The sequence below is a fragment of the Tsukamurella sp. NPDC003166 genome (genome assembly GCF_040611135.1).
GTDB lineage: Bacteria > Actinomycetota > Actinomycetes > Mycobacteriales > Mycobacteriaceae > Tsukamurella.
Map to the genome: position 1 here is coordinate 44,615 of NZ_JBEXNL010000016.1, position 23,973 is coordinate 68,587.

Annotated in this window: 24 protein-coding genes; 6 read left to right on the forward strand and 18 right to left on the reverse strand. The window is 71.4% G+C overall.

Annotation, left to right across the window (positions count from 1 at the left end):
• Positions 1 to 37: 37 nt before the first annotated feature.
• Positions 38 to 424, reverse strand: a complete 387-nt coding sequence (locus tag ABZX10_RS17285; RefSeq protein ID WP_355542406.1) for a DUF5997 family protein — start codon at positions 422 to 424, stop codon at positions 38 to 40.
• Positions 425 to 453: 29 nt separating this feature from the next.
• Between ABZX10_RS17285 and ABZX10_RS17290 the strand changes: the two genes are divergently transcribed.
• Entirely contained in the window at positions 454 to 1,182 is a 729-nt protein-coding gene (locus tag ABZX10_RS17290; RefSeq protein ID WP_355542409.1) for a LysR family transcriptional regulator substrate-binding protein, read from the forward strand.
• Positions 1,183 to 1,184: 2 nt separating this feature from the next.
• Here the strand turns inward: ABZX10_RS17290 and ABZX10_RS17295 are convergent, their stop codons facing one another.
• From ABZX10_RS17295 to ABZX10_RS17310, 4 genes are read right to left on the reverse strand one after another with little or no spacing between them, the layout of a single operon-like run.
• Positions 1,185 to 1,754, reverse strand: a complete 570-nt coding sequence (locus ABZX10_RS17295; protein WP_355542412.1) for a cysteine hydrolase — start codon at positions 1,752 to 1,754, stop codon at positions 1,185 to 1,187.
• A 16-nt stretch (positions 1,755 to 1,770) separates the two neighbouring features.
• The gene (locus tag ABZX10_RS17300; RefSeq protein WP_355542415.1) at positions 1,771 to 2,310 is read right to left on the reverse strand and encodes a Uma2 family endonuclease; all 540 of its coding nucleotides are present in this window, start codon (positions 2,308 to 2,310) and stop codon (positions 1,771 to 1,773) included.
• A 29-nt stretch (positions 2,311 to 2,339) separates the two neighbouring features.
• Positions 2,340 to 3,260 (reverse strand): LysR substrate-binding domain-containing protein, encoded by a 921-nt coding sequence (locus tag ABZX10_RS17305; protein WP_355542418.1) that lies wholly within the window; start codon positions 3,258 to 3,260, stop codon positions 2,340 to 2,342.
• Between the two features lie 57 nt (positions 3,261 to 3,317).
• Positions 3,318 to 3,776: a carboxymuconolactone decarboxylase family protein gene (locus ABZX10_RS17310; RefSeq protein ID WP_355542421.1), complete on the reverse strand. Its 459-nt coding sequence runs from the start codon at positions 3,774 to 3,776 to the stop codon at positions 3,318 to 3,320.
• Positions 3,777 to 3,856: 80 nt separating this feature from the next.
• Here ABZX10_RS17310 and ABZX10_RS17315 point away from each other — a divergent pair, with 80 nt between their 5' ends.
• Entirely contained in the window at positions 3,857 to 4,675 is an 819-nt protein-coding gene (locus ABZX10_RS17315; protein WP_355542424.1) for a sigma-70 family RNA polymerase sigma factor, read from the forward strand.
• Positions 4,676 to 4,735: 60 nt separating this feature from the next.
• On the opposite strand, the gene ABZX10_RS17320 is transcribed toward ABZX10_RS17315, so the two are convergent.
• The 3 genes from ABZX10_RS17320 to ABZX10_RS17330 all read right to left on the reverse strand — a co-directional run bounded on the left by ABZX10_RS17320 (position 4,736) and on the right by ABZX10_RS17330 (position 8,122).
• A complete protein-coding gene (locus ABZX10_RS17320) occupies positions 4,736 to 6,403 on the reverse strand; it encodes a cation acetate symporter (protein ID WP_355542427.1) in 1,668 nt (555 codons plus the stop codon).
• Positions 6,400 to 6,768 carry a DUF485 domain-containing protein gene (locus ABZX10_RS17325; RefSeq protein WP_355542430.1) on the reverse strand — a complete coding sequence of 123 codons (369 nt, stop codon included), beginning with the start codon at positions 6,766 to 6,768 and terminating at the stop codon, positions 6,400 to 6,402. Before ABZX10_RS17325 ends, ABZX10_RS17320 begins: the two co-directional genes overlap by 4 nt.
• A 100-nt stretch (positions 6,769 to 6,868) precedes the next feature.
• Positions 6,869 to 8,122 (reverse strand): aminotransferase class III-fold pyridoxal phosphate-dependent enzyme, encoded by a 1,254-nt coding sequence (locus ABZX10_RS17330; protein ID WP_355542433.1) that lies wholly within the window; start codon positions 8,120 to 8,122, stop codon positions 6,869 to 6,871.
• A gap of 18 nt (positions 8,123 to 8,140) precedes the next feature.
• Between ABZX10_RS17330 and hrpA the strand changes: the two genes are divergently transcribed.
• Complete coding sequence (hrpA, locus tag ABZX10_RS17335; RefSeq protein WP_355542436.1) at positions 8,141 to 12,127, forward strand: ATP-dependent RNA helicase HrpA; 3,987 nt, start codon at positions 8,141 to 8,143, stop codon at positions 12,125 to 12,127.
• A gap of 10 nt (positions 12,128 to 12,137) precedes the next feature.
• Here hrpA and nrdR read toward each other — a convergent pair whose 3' ends face one another.
• Both nrdR and ABZX10_RS17345 read right to left on the reverse strand, forming a co-directional pair.
• Positions 12,138 to 12,611 carry a transcriptional regulator NrdR gene (gene nrdR / locus ABZX10_RS17340; RefSeq protein ID WP_355542439.1) on the reverse strand — a complete coding sequence of 158 codons (474 nt, stop codon included), beginning with the start codon at positions 12,609 to 12,611 and terminating at the stop codon, positions 12,138 to 12,140.
• A 214-nt stretch (positions 12,612 to 12,825) separates the two neighbouring features.
• Positions 12,826 to 13,461 carry a LysM peptidoglycan-binding domain-containing protein gene (locus ABZX10_RS17345; protein WP_355542442.1) on the reverse strand — a complete coding sequence of 212 codons (636 nt, stop codon included), beginning with the start codon at positions 13,459 to 13,461 and terminating at the stop codon, positions 12,826 to 12,828.
• Between the two features lie 257 nt (positions 13,462 to 13,718).
• Here ABZX10_RS17345 and lexA point away from each other — a divergent pair, with 257 nt between their 5' ends.
• Positions 13,719 to 14,429 (forward strand): transcriptional repressor LexA, encoded by a 711-nt coding sequence (gene lexA / locus ABZX10_RS17350; protein WP_168545181.1) that lies wholly within the window; start codon positions 13,719 to 13,721, stop codon positions 14,427 to 14,429.
• Here the strand turns inward: lexA and ABZX10_RS17355 are convergent.
• Positions 14,413 to 15,342 carry a DMT family transporter gene (locus ABZX10_RS17355; RefSeq protein WP_355542447.1) on the reverse strand — a complete coding sequence of 310 codons (930 nt, stop codon included), beginning with the start codon at positions 15,340 to 15,342 and terminating at the stop codon, positions 14,413 to 14,415. The two genes, lexA and ABZX10_RS17355, sit on opposite strands and share 17 nt — an antisense overlap.
• 80 nt (positions 15,343 to 15,422) lie before the next feature.
• Here ABZX10_RS17355 and ABZX10_RS17360 point away from each other — a divergent pair, with 80 nt between their 5' ends.
• Positions 15,423 to 16,262, forward strand: a complete 840-nt coding sequence (locus ABZX10_RS17360) for a LysR family transcriptional regulator (RefSeq protein WP_355542450.1) — start codon at positions 15,423 to 15,425, stop codon at positions 16,260 to 16,262.
• Here ABZX10_RS17360 and ABZX10_RS17365 read toward each other — a convergent pair.
• Positions 16,259 to 17,407, reverse strand: coding sequence for an acyl-CoA dehydrogenase (locus ABZX10_RS17365; protein WP_355542453.1), 1,149 nt, complete (start codon positions 17,405 to 17,407; stop codon positions 16,259 to 16,261). The two genes, ABZX10_RS17360 and ABZX10_RS17365, sit on opposite strands and share 4 nt — an antisense overlap.
• Positions 17,408 to 18,640, reverse strand: a complete 1,233-nt coding sequence (locus ABZX10_RS17370) for an acyl-CoA dehydrogenase family protein (protein ID WP_355542456.1) — start codon at positions 18,638 to 18,640, stop codon at positions 17,408 to 17,410. It lies immediately after the preceding gene.
• Between the two features lie 50 nt (positions 18,641 to 18,690).
• Between ABZX10_RS17370 and ABZX10_RS17375 the strand changes: the two genes are divergently transcribed.
• Positions 18,691 to 19,296 (forward strand): QsdR family transcriptional regulator, encoded by a 606-nt coding sequence (locus ABZX10_RS17375; protein WP_355542459.1) that lies wholly within the window; start codon positions 18,691 to 18,693, stop codon positions 19,294 to 19,296.
• Here ABZX10_RS17375 and ABZX10_RS17380 read toward each other — a convergent pair.
• From ABZX10_RS17380 to ABZX10_RS17400, 5 genes are all read right to left on the reverse strand, one after another.
• The gene (locus tag ABZX10_RS17380) at positions 19,293 to 19,946 is read right to left on the reverse strand and encodes a DUF1345 domain-containing protein (protein WP_355542462.1); all 654 of its coding nucleotides are present in this window, start codon (positions 19,944 to 19,946) and stop codon (positions 19,293 to 19,295) included. The genes ABZX10_RS17375 and ABZX10_RS17380 overlap by 4 nt on opposite strands.
• Before the next feature lie 18 nt (positions 19,947 to 19,964).
• Positions 19,965 to 21,383, reverse strand: a complete 1,419-nt coding sequence (gene hflX, locus ABZX10_RS17385) for a GTPase HflX (protein WP_355542465.1) — start codon at positions 21,381 to 21,383, stop codon at positions 19,965 to 19,967.
• Between the two features lie 65 nt (positions 21,384 to 21,448).
• On the reverse strand, positions 21,449 to 22,306 hold the full coding sequence (gene dapF, locus ABZX10_RS17390) for a diaminopimelate epimerase (protein WP_355542591.1): 858 nt from the start codon (positions 22,304 to 22,306) through the stop codon (positions 21,449 to 21,451).
• Between the two features lie 22 nt (positions 22,307 to 22,328).
• Positions 22,329 to 23,249 (reverse strand): tRNA (adenosine(37)-N6)-dimethylallyltransferase MiaA, encoded by a 921-nt coding sequence (gene miaA, locus ABZX10_RS17395; protein ID WP_355542469.1) that lies wholly within the window; start codon positions 23,247 to 23,249, stop codon positions 22,329 to 22,331.
• Positions 23,246 to 23,884 (reverse strand): hypothetical protein, encoded by a 639-nt coding sequence (locus ABZX10_RS17400; RefSeq protein WP_355542472.1) that lies wholly within the window; start codon positions 23,882 to 23,884, stop codon positions 23,246 to 23,248. The genes miaA and ABZX10_RS17400 overlap by 4 nt, the downstream gene beginning before the upstream one ends.
• Between the last annotated feature and the right edge of the window lie 89 nt (positions 23,885 to 23,973).

Sequence of the window (23,973 nt, forward strand, 5' to 3'; positions counted from 1 at the left end):
GGGGCCGCAGGCGTTCGACCGACGAATCCGGTCGAGTTCAGTCGCGGCGGGCGCGATCCTCGTGCAGCGACTTCACACGCCGCTCCTCACGCAACACGACCTGGTAGCTCGCGCGTTCCGTCGCGAGCCACTCCGGGGCCGCCGCGATGATCGCGTCGATCTGCGCGGTGGTCAGCGCGTCCTCGACCCCGCTCCGCGCCAGGCCGGCGATCGACACGCCCAGCTTGGCCGCGACCAGATTCTTGGGATGCGGGCCGTGCTTGCGCAGATCGGTCAGCCACTGCGGCGGATCCGCCTGCAGCGCAGCGAGCTCCGCACGGGTGATGGACGTCTCCTGGAACGCCGGCGGCGTCGCGGGCAGGTAGACGTCCAACTTCTTCGCCGCGGTCGCCGGTTTCATGGACTGCGCGTTCTGCCTGCTCATGACCGTCAGCCTATCGGTAACCTCCTTGCGTGACCTCCTCGCTCCCGCCGGTCCTGCGGCTCGGCTACGTCCCCGGCGCCACACCCGCCAAATGGGCCCGCATCTGGGGCGAGCGCCGCCCGGACGTCCGGCTCGAGCTCGTGCCCGTCGAGGCGGGGAGCGCAGCGGACGCGGTGCGGGAGGGCATCGTCGACCTGGCGCTGCTGCGCCTGCCCGCCGACACGACCGGGCTCTCCGTGATCGCTCTCTACGAGGAACAGGTGGTCGCGGTCGTGCCGCAGGAGCACCACACCGCGGCGGCCGACGAACTCACCGCCGCCGACCTCGACGGTGAGCCGACCCTTCTGCCGCTCGACGACGCGCTGTGCTGGGACGGCGCCCCCGGCGCGCCGATCGAGCACCGGCCCGAGACCACCGCGGACGCCGTCGAACTCGTCGCTGCCGGCCTGGGCGTGCTGATCGCGCCGCAGTCATTGGCGCGTCTGCACCACCGCAAGGACCTGACCTACCGGCCCATCGCGGACGCCCCGCCCTCCCCCGTCGTGCTGGCCTTCCCCGCCGGCGAGCAGCCCGACGCGGTCGCGGAGTTCATCGGCGTCGTCCGCGGCCGGAGGGCGGGTTCCTCACGGGGACAGGCGGAACCCGCTCCCAAGCGCACGGCCCGGGAGAAGACGCTGGCCAAGCAGGCGGCGCGCGCAGCCGCCGGGAAGAAATCGACGGGGTCGAAGGGCAAGCCCGGCAAGCGGACCCGCCGCTGAGCTCAGTCCAGGGCCTCGATCCACTCATCGACGGTGACCACCTCGGCCTGCCGCGGGAACACCTTGCGCATGAGCACGCGGTGCACTTCCGGATCGTGATCGGCGCAGGCGTCGAACAATACCGTCAGGCCGTAGTCGAGGTCCCCGGCGTAGCGGACCGTCGAGAGGACGACGCCGCTGGTCGAGATGCCCGCCAGCACCAGGTGATCGGCCTGCAAGCCGCGCAGCACCACGTCGAGGTCGCTGCCGCTGAAGGCGCCGAACCGCCGCTTGATCACCACCGGCTCCCCCGGCAGCGGCGCCACCTCGGGGACGATCGCCGTGAGCGGTGACACCTCCGTCATGGAGTCGCCGCCCTCGCGGATCATCGCGAAAGCCCGGTTGGTGGGCGGGATCTCGGGATAGTCGGGCCGGAACGCGACTCGCACGTGGACCACCGGGATGCCCCGGTCCCGCGCAGCGGACAGGGCCCGCGCGGCCGCGGCGACCGCGCCCTGGCCCGCCCGCTCGGCACCGTCGACGATGCCTCTCTGAAAGTCCATGAGGATGAGGACGGAGCGCTGGTTCACCATGGGCCCAGGCTAGCGCTCAGCGCAGCGCCTCGAGGTCGACGGTGACCGGGAACGGCGCCGTCGCGCCGAAGACGCCGGTGACCTCCGAAGCCTCGTACGCACCGTCGACCAGGGTGAGTGCCTCGATCCGCACGACGTCATCGGCGAGATCGACGATCCAGTAGTGCGCGATCCCCGCCTCGGCGTACTCGTGCCGCTTCATCACCCGGTCGGTGCGGCGCGTACCCGGCGAGAGCACCTCGACGGCGAGTACGACATCCGCGCCGGAGATCCTGGCGGTCACCCCGGCGCGCACCACGACCACGTCGGGGGCGCGCACCGTTGCCGGAGTGCGTGCATCGAGCACCACGTCGACCTCCGGATAGACGTCGAACCGCTCCGGCGCCGCGGCGTCGAGCGCTGTGAACAACCGCCCACCCGCACGTTGATGGGCGGGTACCGGCTTCGGCGACACGATCAGGACCCCCTCCTGAAGCTCCGCGTGCGACGTCGAGTCCTCCCCCAAGGCGTCCCACTCCGCCAACGAGAGGAGGTGCGGGCGGGTCGCAGCGGTCATCGCCCGATCCTACGCCCGGTCGTGCGATGTCACGGGGCCGATTCTCCCGCCGAGCGGGCGATCTCGGCGAGCCGCGTGAATCCCTCGGTCTTGGCACTGGAAGCCCGGTAGGCGAGGCCGATCCGCCGCCCCGGGGCCGGCGCGGCGAAGCGCGCGACGGCCAGGTCCGTGCCCCGGAGCTCGACGGCGACCGCGGGCTCCGGCAGCAGGGTGACGCCCAGGCCGCCGGACACGCACTGCACGATCGTGGCCAGCGAAGCGGCCCGCGTATCGCCGATGACGCCGACGCCGGACTCGGCCTGGCGGCACAGGTCGAGCGCCTGATCGCGCAGGCAGTGCCCCTCGTCGAGCAGCAGCAGCGGCAGGCCGGAAAGGTCGTCCGCCGTCAGGTCGTCGCGGCCGGCGAGCGGATGCCCGGGCGGCACGACGAGGACGAACTCCTCGTCGTAGAGCGGGATCTCGGCGATCGACGCGCTGTGCACGGGGAGCGCCACCACGGCCACGTCGATGCGGCCGGACCGCAGCGCGTCGAGCAGCCGGGCCGTCTGGTCCTCGACGACGGTGACCGCCAGCTCGTCGGTCTCCGCGCGCAGCAGCGGCAGCAGACGGGGCAGGCGGTAGGGCGCCACCGTCGGGATCATGCCGATGCGCAGCGTGCCGCGCAGTTCCCCGGTGAGCCCCGCCGCCGAACTCACCAGCTCCGCCGCGGAGGCGACGATCCCGGAGGCCTGCTCCAGCAGCGCCATACCGGCCTCGGTGATGAGCACCTTGCGGGTACTGCGCTCGACCAGCTGCACCCCGAGGCCCGCCTCCAGCGAGGCGAGCGCCTGCGACAGCGAGGGCTGGCTCACGCCCAGCGACGTGGCGGCCGTACCGAAGTGACGCGAACGCGCCACCGCGACGAAGGCACGCAGCTGCGCGAGGGTCGGCTGATAAGGCTGATCGGACATACCTATCAGTCTACGGCCGTCCATCACCTTTGCCTTCACACCCCGGACGCCCTGACGTCACGGCCGCCACGCGCCCGCCTGCTGGCGCGTCGCATGGTTGAGTCGGTTCCAGAGGTTGATCTGTCCGATCGCGAGCACGAGACCCGCGAGCTGGGCGGCGTCGAACTCGTCGGCCGCGGCCTCCCAGAGCTCGTCCGGGACCGCGTCGGACGCCCCGGCGAGCGCCGTGAGCTCCTCGGTCATCTCCAGGGCGATCCGCTCGGCGTCCGAGAAGTACGGCGTGTGCCGCCAGGCGCCGACGGCGAACAGCTTGTCGTCCGACGCGCCGTGCTTGCGTGCCGTGCGCCAGTGCCCGTCGAGGCAGGTGCTGCACCCGTTGAGCTGGCTGGCGCGCATGTTGACCAGCTCCAGTAGCTCCGGCGACAGCCCCGTCTCAGCCACCACCGCGCCGAGCTTCATCAGCGCGTCCATCGCTCCGGGCAGCGCCATCGCGGGGTTCGTCATCCGTGCGGTCATGATGTTCTCCTTCGGTCGCTCACAATCGGGGCGATCGCCCCGTCATCCCTATGACGAACCGACCACGAAGGATGTGACAGATGGACGCCGACGACTTCGAAACCGCCCGGCCGAGGCTCGTGGCGGTGGCCACCCGGATGCTCGGCTCGGCCGCCGACGCCGAGGACGCCGTGCAGGAGGCGTGGCTGCGGGCCGACCGCGCCGACGGCACCGTCGACAACCCGACCGCATGGCTGACCACCGTGGTCTCCCGGATCTGCCTCGACCGCCTGCGCGCCCGGCGCGACACGGCGCCGCTCGACGAGGTGGAGCCGGCGGATCCCGCGCCGGGGCCCGACGCGCAGGCGGAACTCGCGGAGTCCGTCGGCGCCGCCCTGGGCGCCGTCCTCGACGACCTCGCTCCCGCCGAGCGGGTCGCCTTCGTCCTGCACGACGTGTTCGCCGTGCCCTTCGACGATGTGGCGGCGGTCCTCGGCAAGAGCCCGGCGGGAACCCGCCAGCTGGCCAGCCGGGCGCGCCGCCGGGTGGCCGGCGCTCCCCGGCCCGACGCCGCCCGCGCGGACGCCGTCCGTGCCTTCCTCGCGGCGTCGCGCGACGGGGACTTCACCGCGCTCGTCGACCTGTTGGACCCGGACGCGGTGTTCCGGACCCACGCCGACGACGCCCCCTCGACGGTGCTGTCGGGCGCGCCCGCGATCGCCGAGGCCTTCCTGTTCAAGGCGAAGACGGCGCTCGTCGCGCTGGTGGACGGCCTCGTCGGGTACACCGTGCGGCTGCCCGGTGCGCCCGGCTACCTCCTGCTCGGGGACGTGACCTTCACCGCCGAGGGCCGCATCGCCGCCCTCGACGTCACGCTGCGCGCCGACGAGGTGGCGGGCAGCGAGGTCGTCCCCCTCTGACCCGGATACGACGGTGCCCGCCCCCGAAAGCCGGGGACGGGCACCGTCGAACGCGTGAACCTAGTGGTCGATGGCCTTCTCGACACCGACACCGGTGAGCGAGCGCACCTCCATCTCGACCGCCTTGTCCGTGAGATCGGCGTCGGGCTTGCCGAGGAAGGTACCGATGATCGCGAGGCCGAAGCCGATCGGAATGGAGATCAGGCCCGGGTTCGAGAGTGGGAACCAGTGGAAGTCGAGCGACTTGAACATCGACTTATCACCGGCTCCTGAAACCGCTGGCGAGAAGATGATCAGGACGATGGCCGAGATCAGGCCGCCGTACATCGAGAGCACGGCACCGGTCGTGTTGAACTTCCGCCAGAACAGCGAGAAGAGGATCGTGGGCAGGTTGGCCGACGCCGCGACGGCGAATGCGAGCGCCACGAGGAAGGCGATGTTCTGCCCCATCGCACCGATGCCCAGGATGATCGACGCGATGCCGATGACGACCACCGTGATGCGCGAGACCCGCACCTGCGCCTCCTCGGAGGCCTTGCCGCGCTTGATGACGCCGTTGTAGATGTCGTGGGCGAGGCTCGCCGAGGCCGTGATCGCGAGGCCCGCGACCACCGCGAGGATGGTGGCGAAGGCGACCGCCGAGATGACGGCCATCAGGATCGTGCCGCCGAGCGAATAGGCCAGCAGCGGCGCGGCGGCGTTCTCCCTGCCGGGCGCCTTCGCGATCACGTCCTGGCCGACGAACGCCGCGGCGCCGAACCCCAGGACCAGGGTGAAGATGTAGAACGCGCCGATCAGGCCGATCGCCCAGGTGACCGAGCGGCGGGCCTCCTTGGCGGTGGGCACGGTGTAGAAGCGCATGAGCACGTGCGGCAGGCCGGCGGTACCCAGGACGAGCGCCAGCGCGAGCGAGATGAAGTCGAGCTTGGTGGTCTCGGTCTTGCCGTACTTGAGGCCGGGCTCGATGATCTTCTCGCCGACGGCCTCCTTCGCGCCGGTCTTGGCGTTGGTGACGGTGCCGTCCATGGCCTTCTGCAGCAGGTCCGAGAAATTGCCCTTCACCGCGGCCAGCACCATGAGGGTCATGAGCAGGGCGCCGCCGACGAGCAGGACGGCCTTGACCATCTGCACGTACGTGGTGCCCTTCATGCCGCCGACGAGCACGTAGACGATCATCAGCACGCCGACCACCGCGACAACGACGGACTGGCCGGTGGTGCCCTTGATGTTGAGCAGGAGCGAAACGAGGCCGCCCGCGCCCGCCATCTGCGCGATCAGGTAGAACAGCGACACCGTCAGCGTCGCGAGGGCGGCGGCCATGCGCACGGGCCGCTGCTTGAGCCGGAAGCTCAGCACATCGGCCATGGTGAACTTGCCGACGTTGCGCAGCCGCTCGGCGACCAGCAGCAGCGCGACGAGCCACGCGACGAGGAAGCCGATCGAGTAGAGGAAGCCGTCGTAGCCCTGGACGGCGATGGCGCCGCAGATGCCGAGGAAGCTGGCGGCGGAGAGGTAGTCGCCGGCGATGGCGAAACCGTTCTGCGGTCCGGTGAACGTGGCACCGCCGGTGTAGAAGTCGGTGGCCTTCTTGGTGGTCCGGCTGGCGCGGATAACCAGGCCCATCGTCAGGCCGATGAACAGCAGGAAGATGATGATGTTGAGCGTGGTCGAGCCGACCTGCTGGCCGACCTCGATCTTCCGGGGATCGAACGCGAGGATATCGGTCACTTCGACTCTCCCTTGTCCAGCGCGACGCCGCCGCCGTCGCCCTTGAGGTCGGCCTCGATGTGCTGACGGAGATCCGTCGCGATCGGGTCGATGGTCCTGTTCGCGAACCGCACGTACGCCCAGGTGATGGCGAAGGTGGTGACGAACTGGCCGAGCCCCATCACGAGCGCGACATTGATGTTGCCGAACAACTTCTGGCTCATGAAGCCGTGCGCGTAGGTGGCCAGCAGCACGTACAGGACGTACCAGAGCAGGAAGGCCACGGAGATCGGGATCACGAACGACGCCAGCCTGCGGCGGAGTTCGCGGAATTCCTTGCTGTCGTAGGCGCGCTGATAGACCGCAGCCGTATCCTCTTCGTTCACGAGCGGAAGTGTGTCATGGACCACATTCATCAGGGGTTTGAATGGTCAACAAACCGCAATGCAACCCCCTGCAACCCGCCATCGGTGGATCACCGCTCCGTCAGGCGTCGAGGGCCCTCCGCGTTGCGGCCGCGATCTCGGCGACCTGCTCGTCGGTGGTGACGAAGGACGGCGAGTACTGGAGCGTGCCGAGCCCTGCCGCTCGACCCGACACGCCCTGGGCGCGAAGCTTCTTCACCATCGCCATCGCCTCCGCGGGTTCGTGCAACTGCACACCCGCCACGGCGCCGACGCCGCCGCGGACCTGCTCGACCTTCGGGTGATCGGCGAGCGTCGAGAGCTCGCGGAGCAACGTGTCCTGCAGGCGCAGCGCCTCGGCCACGAGGTTCTCCCGCTCCATGATGTCGAGGACCGCCATCGCGGCGGCCGCGGCGGCCGCGTGCCCGCCGTAGGTGTACCCGTGGCGCCACCACACCCCACCGGCGTAGAAGGGCTCCGCCACGTGCGGAGCGACGAACAGCGCGCCCATCGGGATGTAGCCGCTGGTGAGCCCCTTCGCCGTGGTCATCAGGTCCGGCTGCAGGTCGAACCGGCTCGACGCGAACCACGCGCCGCCGATCCGGCCGAAGCCCGTGATCACCTCGTCCGCGATGAACAGCACGTCGTGCTCGCGGCAGATGTCCCGGACCTCGCGCAGGTAGCCCTCCGGCGGCGGGAGCAGGCCACCGGCGCCGATCACCGGCTCCGCGACGAAGGCCGCGATCGAGTCCGCACCCACCCGTTCGATGAGCCCGAGCAGTTCCTTCGCATCGTCCCACGCGATCGTCGCGGTGTCGTCGAACAGCACGCCGCCGTAGCCCTCGGCGTTCACCGGAATGCCGCCGAGCGAGGTGCCTCCGACGTGCATGCCGTGATAGGCGTTCGACCGCCCGACGATGAGCTTCTTCTCGGGCCGGCCCTTCTCCTGCCAGTACCGCCGAGCGAGCTTGATCGCCGAGTCCACCGAGTCGGAACCGCCGGAGGTGAAGAAGACCTTGCTCTCCGGCACCGGCGCGAAGTCCTGCAGGCGATCGGCCAGCGCCACCGTCGTGTCCGTGGCTGCGTCGCCGAACCCGGTCACGTGCGCGACCTTGAGCAGCTGCTCGCGCACCGCGTCGGCCACCTCGGCGCGTCCGTGCCCGACGTTGGCGAACCACAGGCCCGCGGTCGCGTCGAGATAGCGATTGCCGTCGGTGTCGAAGACGTACGAGCCCTCGCCGCGGGCGAAGACGAACGCGCCGTCGCGCTGGACGGCGCCCATGTCGGCGAAGCCGTGCCAGAGTGCCGATGAGGTCGTGGGTCCCTGTCCGCTCATAGGCATAAACTAGAGCAAATGAGTGAACGGGAGACGCGTACGGCACCATGCGGCGCAGACGAGGCGCAGCTCCGCCCTTCCACGAAGCGCGACCTGTACGCCGCCCTCGGCACCGACGCCGCGCCCGCCGTCACCCTCCGGGACGAGACGCGGCTGCGGGGCAAGCTGAAGCGCGCCAAGGACTCCGACCTCCCACGGCTGGCGCGCGACGTGGACGCCGCACGGGAGCGGTACGCGGTCCGCGCCGCGGCCGTCCCCGCGATCGTCTACCCGGAGAACCTGCCGGTCAGCGCCCGCCGCGACGAGATCGCGAGGGCCATCGCCGAGAACCAGGTGATCATCCTGGCCGGCGAGACCGGCTCGGGGAAGACCACCCAGCTCCCGAAGATCTGCCTCGAACTCGGCCGTGGGGTGCGCGGCATGATCGGCCATACCCAGCCCCGGCGCCTCGCCGCCCGCTCCGTCGCCGAGCGCATCGCGGCGGAGACGGGGACCGAGCTGGGCGACACCGTCGGGTACGCCGTCCGGTTCACCGACAAGGTCTCGCCGAAGACCTCCGTCAAGCTCATGACCGACGGCATCCTGCTGCGCGAGCTCACGCGCGACCGGCTGCTGCGCGACTACGACACGATCATCATCGACGAGGCGCACGAGCGCAGCCTCAACATCGACTTCCTGCTCGGCTACCTGCGGCAGATCCTCCCCCGCCGGCCCGATCTCAAGGTGATCGTCACGTCCGCGACCATCGAGCCCGAGCGGTTCGCCACCCACTTCGCGGGGCCCGACGGTGCGCCCGCCCCCGTCATCGAGGTCAGCGGCCGCACCTACCCGGTGGAGATCCGGTACCGGCCGCTCGAGGACCTCACGGACGAGGGGGACGAGCCCGCCGATCAGGTGACCGGCATCGTGCACGCCGTCGACGAGCTGTCACGGGAGGCGCCGGGCGACGTGCTGGTCTTCCTTTCCGGCGAGCGCGAGATCCGCGACGCCGCTGAGGCGCTGCAGGCGAGATACGGTCCTGGCGGTTCCGCCGGTCGACACGGCTCCGCCGTGGAGATCCTGCCGCTCTACGCGCGGCTGTCCTCCGCCGAGCAGCACCGAGTGTTCGCCCCGCACACCGGACGCCGGATCGTGCTGTCCACCAACGTCGCCGAGACCTCGCTCACTGTGCCCGGCATCAAGTACGTGGTGGACACCGGCACCGCGCGCATCTCCCGCTACTCGACGCGCACGAAGGTCCAGCGGCTGCCGATCGAGCCGGTCTCGCAGGCCTCGGCGCAGCAGCGCTCCGGCCGTTGCGGCCGCACGTCGGACGGCATCGCGATCCGCCTGTACTCCGAGGACGACTTCGACGCACGCCCCGTCTACACCGATCCCGAGATCCTCCGCACGAACCTCGCATCGGTCATCCTCTCGATGACAGCGCTCGAGCTCGGCGAGGTCTCCGCCTTCCCGTTCGTCCAGCCGCCGGACGAGCGTGCGGTCCGCGACGGGACGGCCCTGCTCGACGAGCTGGGAGCGCTCGAGGACGCCGCCCCCGGGCACAAGAAGCTCACGACGGTGGGCCGGCAACTGGCCGACCTCCCGGTCGATCCGCGGATGGCCCGGATGCTGGTGGCCGCCCGCGAGTTCGGCGTGCTGGCTGAGGTGCTGGTCATCGTCGCGGGCCTGTCGATCCAGGACGTGCGGGAACGGCCCGCCGAGCACCGTCAGGCGGCGGACGCCCAGCACGCCCGCTTCGCCGATCCCACCTCCGATTTCCTGTCCTACCTGAACCTGTGGCGCCACCTCGGTGAGCGCCGCGCCGAGCTGAGCTCGAGCGCGTTCCGCCGCGAGTGCCAGCGCGAGTTCCTGCACTACGTGCGGATCCGCGAATGGCAGGACCTGCAGGGTCAGCTCCGGCAGATCTGCCGCGACCTCGGCTGGAAGCTGGACTCGCTGGGGCGCGAGCCGGCACCGTCGCCGGACCTGATCCACCAGGCGATGCTGGCCGGCCTGCTGTCCCAGATCGGGCTGCGCGAACCGGACGGCAGGGAGTTCCTGGGCGCACGGGGCGCGAAGTTCCTCGTCTTCCCCGGATCGGCGCTGTCGAAGAAGCCGCCCCGGTTCGTCATGGCCGGCGAGCTCGTGGAGACCTCGCGATTGTTCGCGCGGACCGTCGCCAAGATCGAGCCCGAGTGGGCCGAGAAGCTGGCCGGGCCACTCGCCAAGCACCACTACTCCGAGCCGCACTGGTCCACCAAGCGGGAGGCCGTACTGGCCAAGGAGCGGGTCACGCTCTTCGGCGTGCCGCTGGTCGCCGACCGCACCGTGAACTACGGCCGGATCGACCCGGTCGTGGCCCGCGACCTGTTCCTGCGGCACGCGTTGGTCCAGGGCGAATGGCGCACCCGGCACCGGTTCTTCGCACGCAACCGCGCGCTGCTCGACGACGCCGAGTACCTCGAGGACAAGGCGCGCCGCCGCGACCTCGTGATCGACGAGGACGGGCTGTTCGCCTTCTACGACCGCAGGGTGCCGGAGGGCATCGTCTCCGCCCGCCACTTCGATGCGTGGTGGAAGAAGGCCTCGCGCGCCGATCCCGCTCTGCTCGACTTCACCGCGGAGGACCTGCTCGCCGACGGCGCCGCCGAGGTCACGGCCGACGCGTACCCCACGACGTGGTTGCAGGGCCGCGTCGAGGTGCCGCTGAAGTACCGCTTCGAGCCGGGCGCCACCGACGACGGAGTGACGGCGCGGATCCCGGTCAAGGATCTGGCGACGGTGCGCGCAGACGGCTTCGAGTGGCTGGTGCCCGCGATGCGCGAGGAGCTCGCGACGGCGCTGATCAAGTCGCTGCCGAAACAGCTCCGCCGCGAGGTCGTGCCCGCGCCCGATTTCGCCGCGGCCGCCCTCGCGCGACTCACCCCGCGCGCGGAGCCGCTCGCCGACGGGCTCGCGCGGGAGCTGACCCAGTTGTCCGGCACGGTGATCCGTGCCGAGGACTTCTCCCCTACCGCATTGCCGGACCACCTGCGGGTGACCTTCGTGGTGATCGGTGATGACGGCCGCGAGCTCGGTTCCGGCAAGGACCTCGACGCGCTCAAGCGACGGCTCGGGGCGGCCGTGCAGGAGGACCTGTCGAGCCGCGCGGGCGCCTACGAGCGCGCTCCCGCCCGGGAGTGGACCGCGGCCACGCTCGGCGACGTTCCGCGCACCATCGACACGGAACTCCGGGGCAGCCGCGTGACCGGGTTCGGCACCCTCTATCCCGACGGTGACCGCGCCGGCGTCCGGGTGGTCGCCAACGAGCCGGACCAGCTGGCCCTGATGGGGGCGGGCCTCGACGTGCTGCTGTCGAACGCGCTGCCCACGGCGCACAAGTCGGTACTGCAGTCGGTCGGGCAGCGGGACCGGCTGGCGCTGTCGCAGAGCCCGTATCCGACGCCGATGGACCTGGTGGCCGACTGCCGCCGGCGCGCCATCAGCGATCTCCGGGCGCGCGCGGGCCTCGCGTGGACCCCCGAGGAGTTCACAGCCCTGACCGCGTCCGTGCGCGCCGACCTGGGCGCCACGGTGCAGCAGTACTTCGCGGACGTCGCGGCGGCCGTGGCGACCGCGACGGAGGTGCGCGGCGCGATCGCCTCGGCACCGCCCGCGCTCCGCGATGCCGCAGACGACATCGCCGAGCAGTTGGACGGGCTGCTGTTCCCCGGCTTCGTGGCCGCGACGCCCGGCGTGCATCTGCGGCACCTGCCTCGGTACACGGCCGGGGCCGCTGCGCGATGGGCGGCACTGCCCGCGGCGATCGACCGGGACGACCGTGGGACGGCGACGCTCGACCGCGTGTACGGCGCGCTGACCGCGAAGCTCGATACGCTGCCCCAGCACCGACGTGACACGGCGCTGGACGAGGCGAACTGGCTGATCGAGGAACTCCGTGTGAGTCTGTTCGCGCAGTCGCTCGGCACCGCCGGTTCGATCTCCGAGAAGAAGGTCCTTGCCGCGATCGCGGCCCTGACCTGACCTGACCGCGCTACGCGGCGTCGGTCGGGTCCGCGGCGGCGGCGCGGGTACGGAGGTCGCGGATCGCGGCCTCGAAGTCCTCGATGGACGAGAAGCCCTGGTAGACCGATGCGAAGCGCAGGTAGGCCACCTCGTCGAGATCGCGCAGCGGGCCGAGGATGGCCAAGCCCACCTCGTTGGCGGGGACCTCGGCGACGCCGGTGGCCCGAATCGCCTCCTCGACCTGCTGGGCGAGCTTGTGCAGATCGTCCTCGGCGACGTCCCTGCCCTGGCACGCCCGGCGCACGCCCTTCACGACCTTCTCGCGGCTGAAGGGCTCGGTGACGCCGTTGCGCTTGACCACCGCCATGACCGCGCTCTCGACCGTGGTGAACCGGCGTCCGCACGCGTTGCACGAGCGGCGCCGACGGATGCCCTGCCCGTCGTCGAACACCCGCGAATCGACCACACGGGTGTCCTCGTTCTTGCAGAACGGGCAATGCATGGGTTCACCTCCCGCGCGGGTGCGCTCGGATGTACGGCGAGGCAACTGCAGCACCGTGGCCCCTGCCACGGCCGTGCCCCGCGATCTCGACACCGAGAATACTCGGCGCGGCAACGGCACCACATTGTCGAGGTGCGCCACGCGCCCGCCCTGCCGGGAATCCACTATCGCCATCCGAGTGGTCATCCGCGTCTCCTTCACTCGTGCTGTGCCGTCAGTACCGCGGGGTGACCAGCGTCTGCCCCGCGTGGACCCGCCCGTCGCGGAGCCCGTTGATCTCCGAGATCTCCGCGACCACCGCGGCCTGCGCGCGATCGGGCGCGATCTCGCGGGCGATCTGCTCGAGGCTCTGGCCCGTCCGCACCGTGACGATCGACGTGAGCGCGGGCCGCACAGCACCGACCGGGGCCGGATCCGCCTGCTGCGCGCCGCCGAACAGGACCAGCAGGCCCACCAACGCGCCGACCGCGAACAGGAGGCACACGGCCAGGGACGGACCCGGGGTGCGCCGCGCGCAGCCGTCCACCCGCGAGACACCGCGAGGGGCACGACGGCCGACCGAACGCACGCGCGGACGTTCGACGGTGCGCCGCGCCGCCCCGCGGGCTCCGGTCACGCGGACCGCGCCGGGCACCGTTCGAACAGATCCCTCGGAAACGTCGTTCGACGGGGTGATCGATCCGGCCGACACCTCCTGCGAGCGGCTCCGGGCGAGCCGCGGCGACACGCCTCGCGCCCGGGTGGCGCCGCGCCGATCCGCAGCGGCGGAGCCGTGCCGCGCAAGCGCCTGCGCCTCCGAGGCGGGCTCCTGTGCTGCGGTGATGACATCCCGATCGATGATCGCGGTCATGATCTCTCCCTACGTCGGTAGCGGGTCCTTCTCGCTCACCTACAGGTCTATCGGAGGGGACTGACAAGTTTTTCCATCCAGCCCCACCAGTCACACCGGAGTGCGTGCATGTGTTCGAAAGAACTTCTGTTCGATTTCTACCACACCCCCGCCCCGAGCGGAAGACACGCGGGCAAATTTCTCGAACAAATGTTTGTCATCACCTACCGCCTCGACTACAGTGGATTGCAGAACCGAACGGGCGTGAGGAGCGGCACATGACAGAGGAACGACAGGTCCAGCATCGGGACAAGCGCTTCCGCGACGCGCAGGGCAATGTCTCGGAGGATCACCTCACGCGCCGGCAGAAACAGGTGCTCGAGGTCATCCGGCGGTCCGTGCGCGATCGCGGGTATCCGCCGAGCATCCGCGAGATCGGTGACGAGGTGGGCCTGACCTCCACCTCGTCGGTCGCTCATCAGCTGCGCACCCTGGAGCGCCTGGGCTTCCTCCACCGCGACCCGAACCGCCCGCGCGCGGTCAACGTGCAGGGCGCCGAGGAGCGTACGGCGCAGGTCATCCAGAAGGTCATGGAGGACGAGGACAGGATGCCCGAGCCGGCCTTCGTGCCGGTGCTGGGCCGCATCGCCGCGGGCGGCCCCATCCTCGCGGAGGAGGCGGTGGAGGAGATCTTCCCGCTGCCGCGCGAGCTGGTGGGCGAGGGCTCGCTGTTCCTCCTCAAGGTGGTCGGCGAATCGATGACCGACGCGGCGATCTGCGACGGGGACTGGGTGGTCGTCCGGCAGCAGTCCGTCGCCGAGAACGGTGACATCGTTGCCGCGATGCTCGACGGCGAGGCCACGGTGAAGACCTTCCGGCGCACGGGTCGCGACGTGTGGCTGATGCCGCACAACCCGGCGTTCGACCCGATCCACGGGAACGACGCGGTGATCCTCGGCAAGGTCGTCACGGTCATGCGGCGGATCTGAGCTCAGCCGGTTCCGAAGACGCCGGCTCGTCGACCTCAGGGTCGGGAGCCGGCGTTCGCCGTCCTCCGAGGGCGGCGATCGCGCACGCGGCGCCTCCGAGCGCGAGCCCGGCGACCGCGCCCGGATGCACGGGCTCGCCCAGTAGGACGAAGGCGAACATCGCGGAGACGGACGGGATGACCGCGAACAGCATCGCCGCGCCGCTCGCTCCGGCGAGCCCGATCACCCGGAGATAGAGCGTCGTGGCGGTCATCGAACTGAGCAGCACCATCAGCACGAGAACGACCGCGCCGCGGACCGGATCGATGACCGTCGCGCCGAACAGCAGCGCCAGCGCACCTGCGGGCACGGCCGCGATCAGCATGCCGACCGCGTTCCCAGCCAGCGGGTCCACGTCGCGGCAGAACCGCTGTTGGTAGACGCCGCCGACCGCGATGCCCACCAGCCCCAGAAGGGTGAAGCCGATACCCGCGCCGGCGTGCGCGAGGGCCGGCACCGTCGACCAGCACGCGGTGACGACCGCAGCGAGGCCCAGCCCCGCGGCCAGCGCCCGGCGGGCAGTGAGTCGCTCGCGCAACACGGCCCGCGCGACGAGGACGGTCAGCGCCGGGTTCACGCCGATGATGAGTGCCGCGACGCCGGCCGGCACCCCGGCCCGCAGGCCCAGGTAGCAACCGAGGAACTGCGTTGCTTGCGTGAGCAGCCCCACGACGAGCGCGTGTCCGAGAGACGTGCCCGTGGGCGGTCGCCGGCTCGTCCACCGCACGACGCCGAGCAGGAGCACGCCCGAGATCGCGAACCGCAGGAAGAGGAGGAGGAACGGACTCATCGCCGCGACGCCCAGCGCGCCGAGCGGATAGCCGAACGCGTACAGGACGATGACGGAGACGGCGAGCATCGGAGGGATTCTCATGGCTCCCATCGTCGAACGCGCAGGCAGTGCTCGTCCAACAATGATTGGCGATCATGATCGATCGAGGATATCGTTCGGTCATGTCCACACCGATCCTCGACATCGTCCCGCTGCGCAGCGTCGTCGCGATCGCGCGGTGCGGCGGGGTCCACCGCGCGGCCGAAGCGCTGCACCTGACGCAGTCGACGGTGAGCGCGCATCTACGCCGGCTGGAGAAGTCGACCGGCGGGACGATCGTGGAGAAGGCCGGTCGGGGCGTCCGGTTCACCGACCACGGCTCCCGCCTCCTGGCGCACGCTCAGACGATCCTCGACGCGCACGACGCCGCCGTCCACGAGCTGTCGTCACCGACCACCAGGACGCTGTCCGTCGCAGCCACGGAACACGGCGCCGACCGGCTCATCCCCGCGCTGAGCAAGGCCTTCGGCACCCTACCGGGCGGCTGGGCGGCGCACTTCCGCTTCGACCGCAGCGCGCAGGTCGCGAACGCGGTGGAGCGCGGGCTCGCCGACGTGTCGGTGTTCCTCGCCGCGGCGGACCACCCCGACGCCGTCGGGCCGATCCACCTGCACTGGTACGCGGCGCGCGAGTGGGCCGTCCCCGGGGACACGGTCCCGGTCCTGCTCTTCGACGAACCGTGCGTGCTCCGCTCCCCCGCGACGGATGCGCTGCGGCGCTCCGGGACCGACTACACGATCGCCGTCGAGGCGGCGAACCTCGCCGGGCTCTACTCGGCCGCCCGCACCGGCATCGGCGCGACCCTGCTGCCCGCGATCGACGCGACCGACGGACTGGTCCCCGTGGACGCGCTACCCGCCATCCCCGCGATCACGCTCGCGGTCACCGTCGGGCCGCGCGTACCGCCGACGGTCCGCGCGGCCGTGCGGCGCGCCGCCGCCACGCTCACGGCCCCCGACTAGCCGCCGACCGCCTCCGCATACCGGTGCAGGTGGTCGGTGGCGGAACCGAACTCGGTCTCGATCGCGGTGAGCCGCTTGAAGCAGTGACCGATCGCGAGCTCCTCGGTGAGCCCCATGCCGCCGTGCAGCTGCACCGCGTTCTGGCCGACGAACCGCGCCGCCCGCGCGATCGTGATCTTCGCCGCGGAGACGGCCCGCCGGCGCACCCGCGGCTCGGCATCCAGGTTGAGCACGGCCAGATAGGCCGCCGCCACGGACTGCTCCAACTCCAGCGCCATGTCGACCATCCGGTGCTGCAGCGCCTGGAAGGAGCCGATCGGCACGCCGAACTGGCGACGGTTGAGGGTGTACTCGACGGTGTCCTCGAGCACCCGGCGCATGATGCCGACCGCCTCGCTGCAGACGGCGGCGGCACCGTCGTCCAGCGCGCGTTCGATGAGCTCCCAGGCGCACCCCTCGGCCCCGAGCAGCGCCGCTACGGGCACGCGGACGTCGGCGAGCTCCAGGTCGCCCGTGTGATGATCATCGATCGTGCGGAAGTACCGGGCGTCGATCCCGGCGGGCGGCGCCTGCGGGTCGAACTCGAGCAGGAACAGCGAGAGCCCGTCCCGGTCGAGCCGGTCCCCCGCGGTCCGCGCCACCACGATCAGGTGCGTCGCGAGGGGGAGGTCGGCGACCACGATCTTGGCGCCGGACAACACGTAGCCGTCACCGTCGCGGACCGCGGTGGCCTGTACGTCCCAGGGCTCGCGCCCCGACGCGGGTTCGGTCAGAGCGACCGCGATCCGTGCCTCACCCGCGGCGACGGCCGACAGCACGCCGTCGGCGGCCGGACCGCCGGAGCCACGGAGCAGCGCCGCGCCCACCACGACGGTGCCGGTGTACGGCTCCACCACGAGGGCGCGGCCGAGTTCCTCGGCGATCACCATCATCTCCTCGGGGCCGCCGCCGAGGCCGCCCACGGACTCCGGCAGCGTCGCGGCGAGAATGCCCAGGTCGGAAGCGAACGCCTCCCAGACCGCAGGTTGCCAGCCGGCCGCGGACCGTGCGGCGCTGCGCGATTCGACCAGCGGGTACCGGCCCGCGAGGTAGGACCGCACGGCATCGCGCAGCATGCTCTGTTCGTCGGTGAGTGTGAAGTCCATCTACAGCCCCAATGCCGCTTTCGCCAGGATGTTCCGTTGAATCTCGTTGGAGCCCGCGTAGATCGAGCCCGCACGATCGTTGAAGTAGCGCAGCGGCGCCACGGCCTGCCACAGGTCGCCGCTGTGCGCCCCGTCCGCGGGCGGCAGGTACTCGACCACCGGACCGCCGGGCCGGGTGACGTGCGGCTGGTAGATGCGGCCGCGCGGCCCCGCGCTCTTGTGCACGAACTCGGTGACCGCCTGGCTCAGCTCGGTGCCGAGGATCTTGAGCATCGACGACGCCGGGCCCGGGTTGCCGCCCTCGGCCAGCACGGCGAGCGAGCGGTGCTCGAGGATCTCGAGCACGTCGACGCGGGCGCGCAGCTCGGCGAGGCCGAGCCGGAAGTCCTCGTCCTCCGCGAGCGGGCGGCCGGCCCGCCCGGGCACCGTCGTCGCGCGTTCGGCGAGCCGGTCGAGTGAGACCTGCAGCCACGGCGCGGATGCGCCGCCCCCGCGTTCGAACTCGAGGAGGTACTTGGCGACGGTCCAGCCCTCGTCGACCCTCCCGAGCACGTTGGCCTTCGGTACGCGCACCTTGTCGAAGAAGACCACGTTCTGCACCTCCTCGCCGGAGGCCATGACCAGCGGCTGGATCTCGATCCCGGGCACCGTCATGTCGAGCAGCAGGAAGGTGATGCCCTGCTGCTTGCGCTCCTGCTTCGAGGTGCGCACCAGGGCGAACATCCAGTTCGCCTCCCGGGCGTGGGTGGTCCAGATCTTGGAGCCGGTGAGGACGAGATCGTCGCCGTCGGACTCCGCGCGCATCGCGAGCGAAGCCAGGTCGGATCCCGATTCCGGCTCCGAGTAGCCCTGGCAGAAGAACACCGACGCGTCGAGGATCCCCGGTAGGAAGAAGCGCTTCTGCTCCTCCGTGCCGAACTTCACGATCGCGTGCGCCACCATCCGGATCCCCATCGGAGACAGGAAGGGCGCACCGGCGAGCACGGACTCGCGAGCGAAGATGTAGTGCTGCGCCACCGTCCAGTCGCAGCCGCCCCACTCCACCGGCCACGCCGGCGCGGCCCATCCCCGCTCGTGCAGGATCGCCTGCCACTGCAGGCTCGCCTCGTGGTCCGAGTACACGCTGGTGGCCAGGTCGCCAGCGGCACGCAGATCCTCGGTGAGGTGCGCGTCCAGGAACGCCCGCACCTCGTCGCGGAACGCCTCCTCGGCCGCCGTGAACGTCACATCCATCCGGGATTCCCCTCGTTGACACCCTCGCAGTGGCGAGACAAAATAGCAGTATGTCTTATCCGTCGCGCCCTGACAACCAGTCCGCCGTGATCCGTCGCGCGGCCGAGTGGTTCCGCGAGGGCCGCCGGGTGGACCTGGGACAGCTGGCGAAGGCCAGCGGCATCGGCCGAGCCACGCTGTACCGCTGGTTCGAGGGGCGGGAGCAGGTGGTCGGCGAGGCGATCTGGCTCGGGATCGCCCAGGCGATCGAGCGGGTCGAATCCACGGAGCCCGTGCGCGACCGCGCGGCCTTCCTCCGCTCCTTCGGACGGCTCGCGCACGAGGTCCGTGCCTATCCCCCGCTCACCGGATTCGCGACGGACGAACCGGAATTCGCGATGCGCGTGCTGCAGGCACCCGGCAGTGTGGTGCAGGAGCGGCTCATCGCGTGGGTTCAGGCCTGGCTCACGGACCTCACGATCCCCCAGCCCGACGGTGCTCGGGACATCACCCGAGCCGACCTGGCCTACGCGATCGTGCGGCTGGCCGAGTCGTTCCTGTGGTCGGACATGATCATCGGCACCCCGCCGCAGCCCGACACCGCGACGGCCCTCGTCGCGCTGCTGCTCGACGGTGCCTCCGGGAGCGGCCCGTCCGGCCGCGACGCGGCGGGTTAGCCGGAGACGATGCCCACGACCAGGTTGATCGCGGTGGCCAGGATCAGCGTGCCGAACACATAGGACAGCAGACACTGGCGCAGCACCAGGCTGCGGATCGTCGGCGACGAGACGGACGTGTCGGAGACCTGATAGGTCATGCCGAGGTTGTAGCTGAAGTAGAAGAAGTCGCGGTACGCGGGAGCGATGTCGGCGTTCCAATCGATCCCGCCGGGCTGCTCACCGGGGTCACCGTAGTACTCGGCCGCGTACTGCGTCGCGTAGGTCAGGTGCAGCGCGGCCCACACCGCGAACGCCGCGAACAGCGCCGCGGCGGCCCCCGCGTCCCGGTTGGCGGACTTGCCCGCGACCAGGAGCGCCACGATGGCGACGAGGCCGCTCAGCGCGATCACCGCGACGGCGAGCTCGGCGACACGCGGCCGGAAGTTCTCCCGCTGCACCGTCGCCCGCGTCGCCTCCGCGCCGAGGGGCCAGAGCACCGCCCATCCCATCACCACGAACACCGCGGCCGCGGCGCCGATCCCGACCAGGACACCCAGCGTACCGTCGAGCAGAACACCCGCGATCACCGCGGCGATCGCACCGACGACCAGAGCGATCCCCGCACGCGCGGAGATGGACAGCAACGGCCCCGGAGCCCGACGAGTCATGGTCTCGATTGTGCGCGACTACTGCGCGTAGCGGGCCAGCAGCCCCGCGAGCGCGCCGGGCACCCGCGCGACGATCCGCGTACCGTCGGCCTCGTGGTCCGCACTGACCACCGTGCCCTCCGCGTGGATCCGGGCGACCAGGTCGCCCCGCTCGTACGGCAGCAACGCGGCCACCTCGACATCCCCCGCGGTGATCAGCCCGGTCAACACGTCGAGCAGCTCATCGACGCCCTCGCGGGTGTGCGCGGAGACGAACACCGCGTCGGGCAGCGCGACGCGCAGCTGCGCGAGTACCACCGGGTCGGCGGCGTCGATCTTGTTGACCACGAGCAGCTCCCGCGGCAGCGTGGCCTCCCGCTCGCCCGCGACCTCGCGCAACACGTGCCGCACCGCGTCGATCTGGCGCTGCGGCATGGGGTCACTGCCGTCCACCACGTGCAGGAGCAGGTCGGCGTCGACCACCTCCTCCAGCGTGGACCGGAAGGCCTCGACCAGCTGGGTGGGCAGGTGCCGCACGAACCCGACGGTGTCGGTGAAGACCACGTCGCGGCCGTCGGCCAGCGTGCTCTGCCGGGTGGTCGGGTCGAGGGTCGCGAACAGCGCGTTCTGCACCAGCACCCCGGCGTCGGTCAGCCCGTTGAGCAGGCTCGACTTGCCCGCATTGGTGTATCCGGCGATGGCCACCGACGGCACGCCCGAGCGGCGGCGCTGCCCGCGCTTGGTGTCGCGGGCCTGCTTCATGCCCTTGATCTCCCGGCGCAGCTTGGCCATCCGCTCGCGGATCCGGCGACGGTCGGTCTCGATCTTCGTCTCGCCGGGACCGCGCAGGCCCACGCCGCCGTTGCTGCCGGCGCGGCCGCCGGCCTGCCGGGACAGCGCCTCACCCCAACCGCGCAGCCGCGGCAGCATGTACTCCATCTGAGCGAGACTGACCTGCGCCTTGCCCTCGCGGGAGGTGGCGTGCTGGGCGAAGATGTCGAGGATCAGGGCCGTGCGGTCGATGACCTTGACCTTGACCACCTTCTCCAGCGCGTTGAGCTGCGCGGGCGTGAGCTCACCGTCGCAGATCACCGTGTCGGCGCCCGTGGCGAGGACGACCTCGCGCAGCTCGTGCGCCTTGCCGGAGCCGATGTAGGTGGCCGGGTCAGGACGGTCGCGGCGCTGGACCACGCCGTCGAGGACGACGGAGCCCGCGGTCTCGGCGAGGGCCTTCAGCTCGGCGAGGGACGAGTCGGCCTCCGCCGCGGAGCCCGAGGTCCACACGCCCACGAGCACGACCTGCTCGAGGCGCAACTGCCGGTACTCGACCTCGGTGACATCGTCGAGCTCGGTGGAGAGGCCGACGACGCGGCGGAGCGAGGACCGCTCCTGGAGTTGGAGTTCACCGACGGTCGGCTGCTGCGCGTCGGTCGGTTCCCAGATATCTGTCTGTGTCATATGGGCCCCATTCTCGCACGTCGGGGCCACACGGGTCACGCGAGTTTTCGCAGGGCGAAACCCGCTCAGAGCGCGGACAGTCGCGCCGTGCCGGACGCGACGATGCGGCTGGGCCCGCGCAGCACGGCACCGTCGGCCTCGACGGTGACGGTCACGACCCCGCCGGGTACGCGCACGTCCACCTCGCCGGTCTCGGCGCCCGCGGCGCGCAGGGCCGCGACCGCCGCGGCGACGGTGCCCGTCCCGCAGGACCGGGTCTCCCCGGAGCCGCGCTCGTGCACGCGCATGTGGACGGCGCCGTCGTGCAGCGGCGTCAGGACCTCCACGTTCGTCCCGTGCGGGAACAGGCCGTGGTCGAAGGTGGGCGGGCTCGCCACATCGAGGGCCGCGAGGTCCTCCGCGGTGAGACCGGGGACGACACAGGCGATGTGCGGGTTGCCGACGTCGACGGCGATGCCCGCCAGGTCCCGCCCGCCGACCCCCGCCGAGGACGTGCCGAAGACCCGCGGCACCCCCATCGAGACGGAGACCTCCGCCGCCTCGGGGTCCGCGTGGTGCACCCGCACGGGCTTGGCACCCGCCCGCGAGCCGACCACGAACTCGTCACCGGCGACCAGCGCCGACGCCGCGAGGAAGTGCGCGAACACGCGAACGCCGTTGCCGCACATCTCGGCGATGGAGCCGTCGGCGTTGCGGTAGTCCATGAACCAGTCCTCGCGGGCCACCCCGTCGGGCAACGCGCCGAGGACGCCCGCGTCCAGCAGATCACCGGCGCGGGCGACCCGCAGCACGCCGTCGGCCCCGATCCCGGCCCGGCGGTCGCACAGGGCCGCCACCAGCTCCGGCGTGAGGTCGATGTCGACGCCCGGGTCCGGCAGGATCATGAAGTCGTTCTCCGTGCCGTGCCCCTTGAGGAAGTCCAGTGCGCCCGTCATGACCACGATTCTACGGGCGCCGTACCGGGGCCGCGTGCGCGGCGAGGGCCCGGTCGAGGAGGTCGGGGTCGGCACCGTCGAGCCAGGTCACGCGCGGGTCGCGCCGGAACCAGGACCGTTGCCGCCGGACATAGCGGCGCGTACCGATGAACGTCAGTTCGCGGGCGTGGTCGAGGTCGTACTCGCCGTCGAGGGCGGCGAGGACCTGCGCGTACCCGATCGCGCGGGACGCGGTCACGCCGTCGCGGAGTCCCCGGGCCTCGAGGTCGCGCACCTCGTCGACGAGGCCGCCCTCGAACATCTGGCGGGTGCGCAGGTCGATGCGGGCGTCGAGCTGCTCGGTGTCGCGGTCCAGCGCGACGATCGCCGTGTCCCACCGGGCGGGACCGATCCGCGGCGCCGAGGCGGCGAAGGGCTCGCCGGTGATGGTCACGACCTCGAGCGCCCGGACGATCCGGCGGCCGTCGGTGGCGAGGATCTTCGCGCCGGCCGCGGGGTCGAGCGCGGCCAGCTCGCGGTGCAGAGTGAGCGCTCCGACCTCGGCCAGTCGCTCCTCCAGCCGGGCGCGCACGGCGGGGTCGGTCGCGGGGAAGCTCCACTCATCGAGGAGGGCTTGGACGTACATCATCGAGCCGCCGACGATCACGGGGGTCCGGCCGGCCGCGAGCAGCGCCTCGACGTCCGCCCGGGCCCGCTCCTGGTAGGCGGCGACGGTGGCGGTCTCGGTCACCTCCAGCACGTCGAGCTGGTGGTGCTCGATGCCCCGGCGCTCGGCGACCGGCAGCTTCGCCGTGCCGATGTCCATGCCGCGGTACATCTGCATGGCGTCGACGTTGATGATCTCGCCGTCGCGGCGCTCCGCGAGGTCGAGCGCGAGGTCGGACTTGCCGGTCGCGGTGGGACCGACGACGGCGATCGGTCGGGCCGTCACCGGCCTCCCCCGATCCCCCCGGTCGCGACCAGGTAGCCGACGCCGAACGGCGCGCCGCGGTAGAGCACATCGGCACGGCCGTCCACGGCGTCCGCGAGGGCGCGCCAGGCACCGTCGAGCCCGTCCGACGGTGCGCCGTCCGTCACGGCCGCGACCTGGGCGTCGAAGACGGCCTCGTCCTCGGGGCGGTGGCCGCCGGGCGCGCGGGCGGTGAGCGTGTTCGGGCCGTCCAGCACGAACAGCAGGCCCTCGGCCTCGTCGTCCGCGGCCACGATCCGCGCCGACGGCGCCGCACTGCCCCGCAGCCAGGCGGCGATGAGCAGCGGGAGCGGCAGGTCCGGGCTCGGCGGCAGGTCGTTCGACGGTGCGCCGGGCGCGGTCGTCACGAGCACGTCCGCTCCGAATCCGGCGAAGGTCCCGGAAGTGGGGCCGTCGGCACCGTCGACGCTGGTCAGCGGCTCGGCACCGACGACGCGCCAGGTGTGTGCGCGCTCGCCGAGCCAGCGGCCGGCCGCGAGGACGCGCTCCCGCAGACGATCCGCATCCGGGTCGCCGGGTAGCCCGACCAGCTCGGGAACGAGCAACGGGGCGCCGGGGACCACGGCGACGGGCCGGTGACGGTGGGACGAGTGCACGAGAAGAACGCTAATCGATCGCGCCGACGGGCCCGCGGAGTGCTTCAATGGATCGAAGGGTCCGCGTCCGGCGCGGCCCCACGACGACG

Bases quoted from the DNA above. Each gene is read 5' to 3' on its own strand.
- ABZX10_RS17315 (WP_355542424.1), top strand. From the start codon at position 3,857: ATGGACGCCGACGACTTCGAAACCGCCCGGCCGAGGCTCGTGGCGGTG.
- ABZX10_RS17330 (WP_355542433.1), bottom strand. From the start codon at position 8,122: ATGAGCGGACAGGGACCCACGACCTCATCGGCACTCTGGCACGGCTTC.
- ABZX10_RS17370 (WP_355542456.1), bottom strand. From the start codon at position 18,640: ATGGATGTGACGTTCACGGCGGCCGAGGAGGCGTTCCGCGACGAGGTG.
- ABZX10_RS17375 (WP_355542459.1), top strand. From the start codon at position 18,691: ATGTCTTATCCGTCGCGCCCTGACAACCAGTCCGCCGTGATCCGTCGC.
- ABZX10_RS17345 (WP_355542442.1), bottom strand. From the start codon at position 13,461: ATGACCGCGATCATCGATCGGGATGTCATCACCGCAGCACAGGAGCCC.
- lexA (WP_168545181.1), top strand. From the start codon at position 13,719: ATGACAGAGGAACGACAGGTCCAGCATCGGGACAAGCGCTTCCGCGAC.
- nrdR (WP_355542439.1), bottom strand. From the start codon at position 12,611: ATGCATTGCCCGTTCTGCAAGAACGAGGACACCCGTGTGGTCGATTCG.
- ABZX10_RS17365 (WP_355542453.1), bottom strand. From the start codon at position 17,407: ATGGACTTCACACTCACCGACGAACAGAGCATGCTGCGCGATGCCGTG.
- ABZX10_RS17295 (WP_355542412.1), bottom strand. From the start codon at position 1,754: ATGGTGAACCAGCGCTCCGTCCTCATCCTCATGGACTTTCAGAGAGGC.
- hrpA (WP_355542436.1), top strand. From the start codon at position 8,141: ATGAGTGAACGGGAGACGCGTACGGCACCATGCGGCGCAGACGAGGCG.
- ABZX10_RS17285 (WP_355542406.1), bottom strand. From the start codon at position 424: ATGAGCAGGCAGAACGCGCAGTCCATGAAACCGGCGACCGCGGCGAAG.
- ABZX10_RS17355 (WP_355542447.1), bottom strand. From the start codon at position 15,342: ATGAGAATCCCTCCGATGCTCGCCGTCTCCGTCATCGTCCTGTACGCG.
- ABZX10_RS17305 (WP_355542418.1), bottom strand. From the start codon at position 3,260: ATGTCCGATCAGCCTTATCAGCCGACCCTCGCGCAGCTGCGTGCCTTC.
- ABZX10_RS17310 (WP_355542421.1), bottom strand. From the start codon at position 3,776: ATGACCGCACGGATGACGAACCCCGCGATGGCGCTGCCCGGAGCGATG.
- ABZX10_RS17380 (WP_355542462.1), bottom strand. From the start codon at position 19,946: ATGACTCGTCGGGCTCCGGGGCCGTTGCTGTCCATCTCCGCGCGTGCG.
- ABZX10_RS17300 (WP_355542415.1), bottom strand. From the start codon at position 2,310: ATGACCGCTGCGACCCGCCCGCACCTCCTCTCGTTGGCGGAGTGGGAC.
- ABZX10_RS17360 (WP_355542450.1), top strand. From the start codon at position 15,423: ATGTCCACACCGATCCTCGACATCGTCCCGCTGCGCAGCGTCGTCGCG.
- hflX (WP_355542465.1), bottom strand. From the start codon at position 21,383: ATGACACAGACAGATATCTGGGAACCGACCGACGCGCAGCAGCCGACC.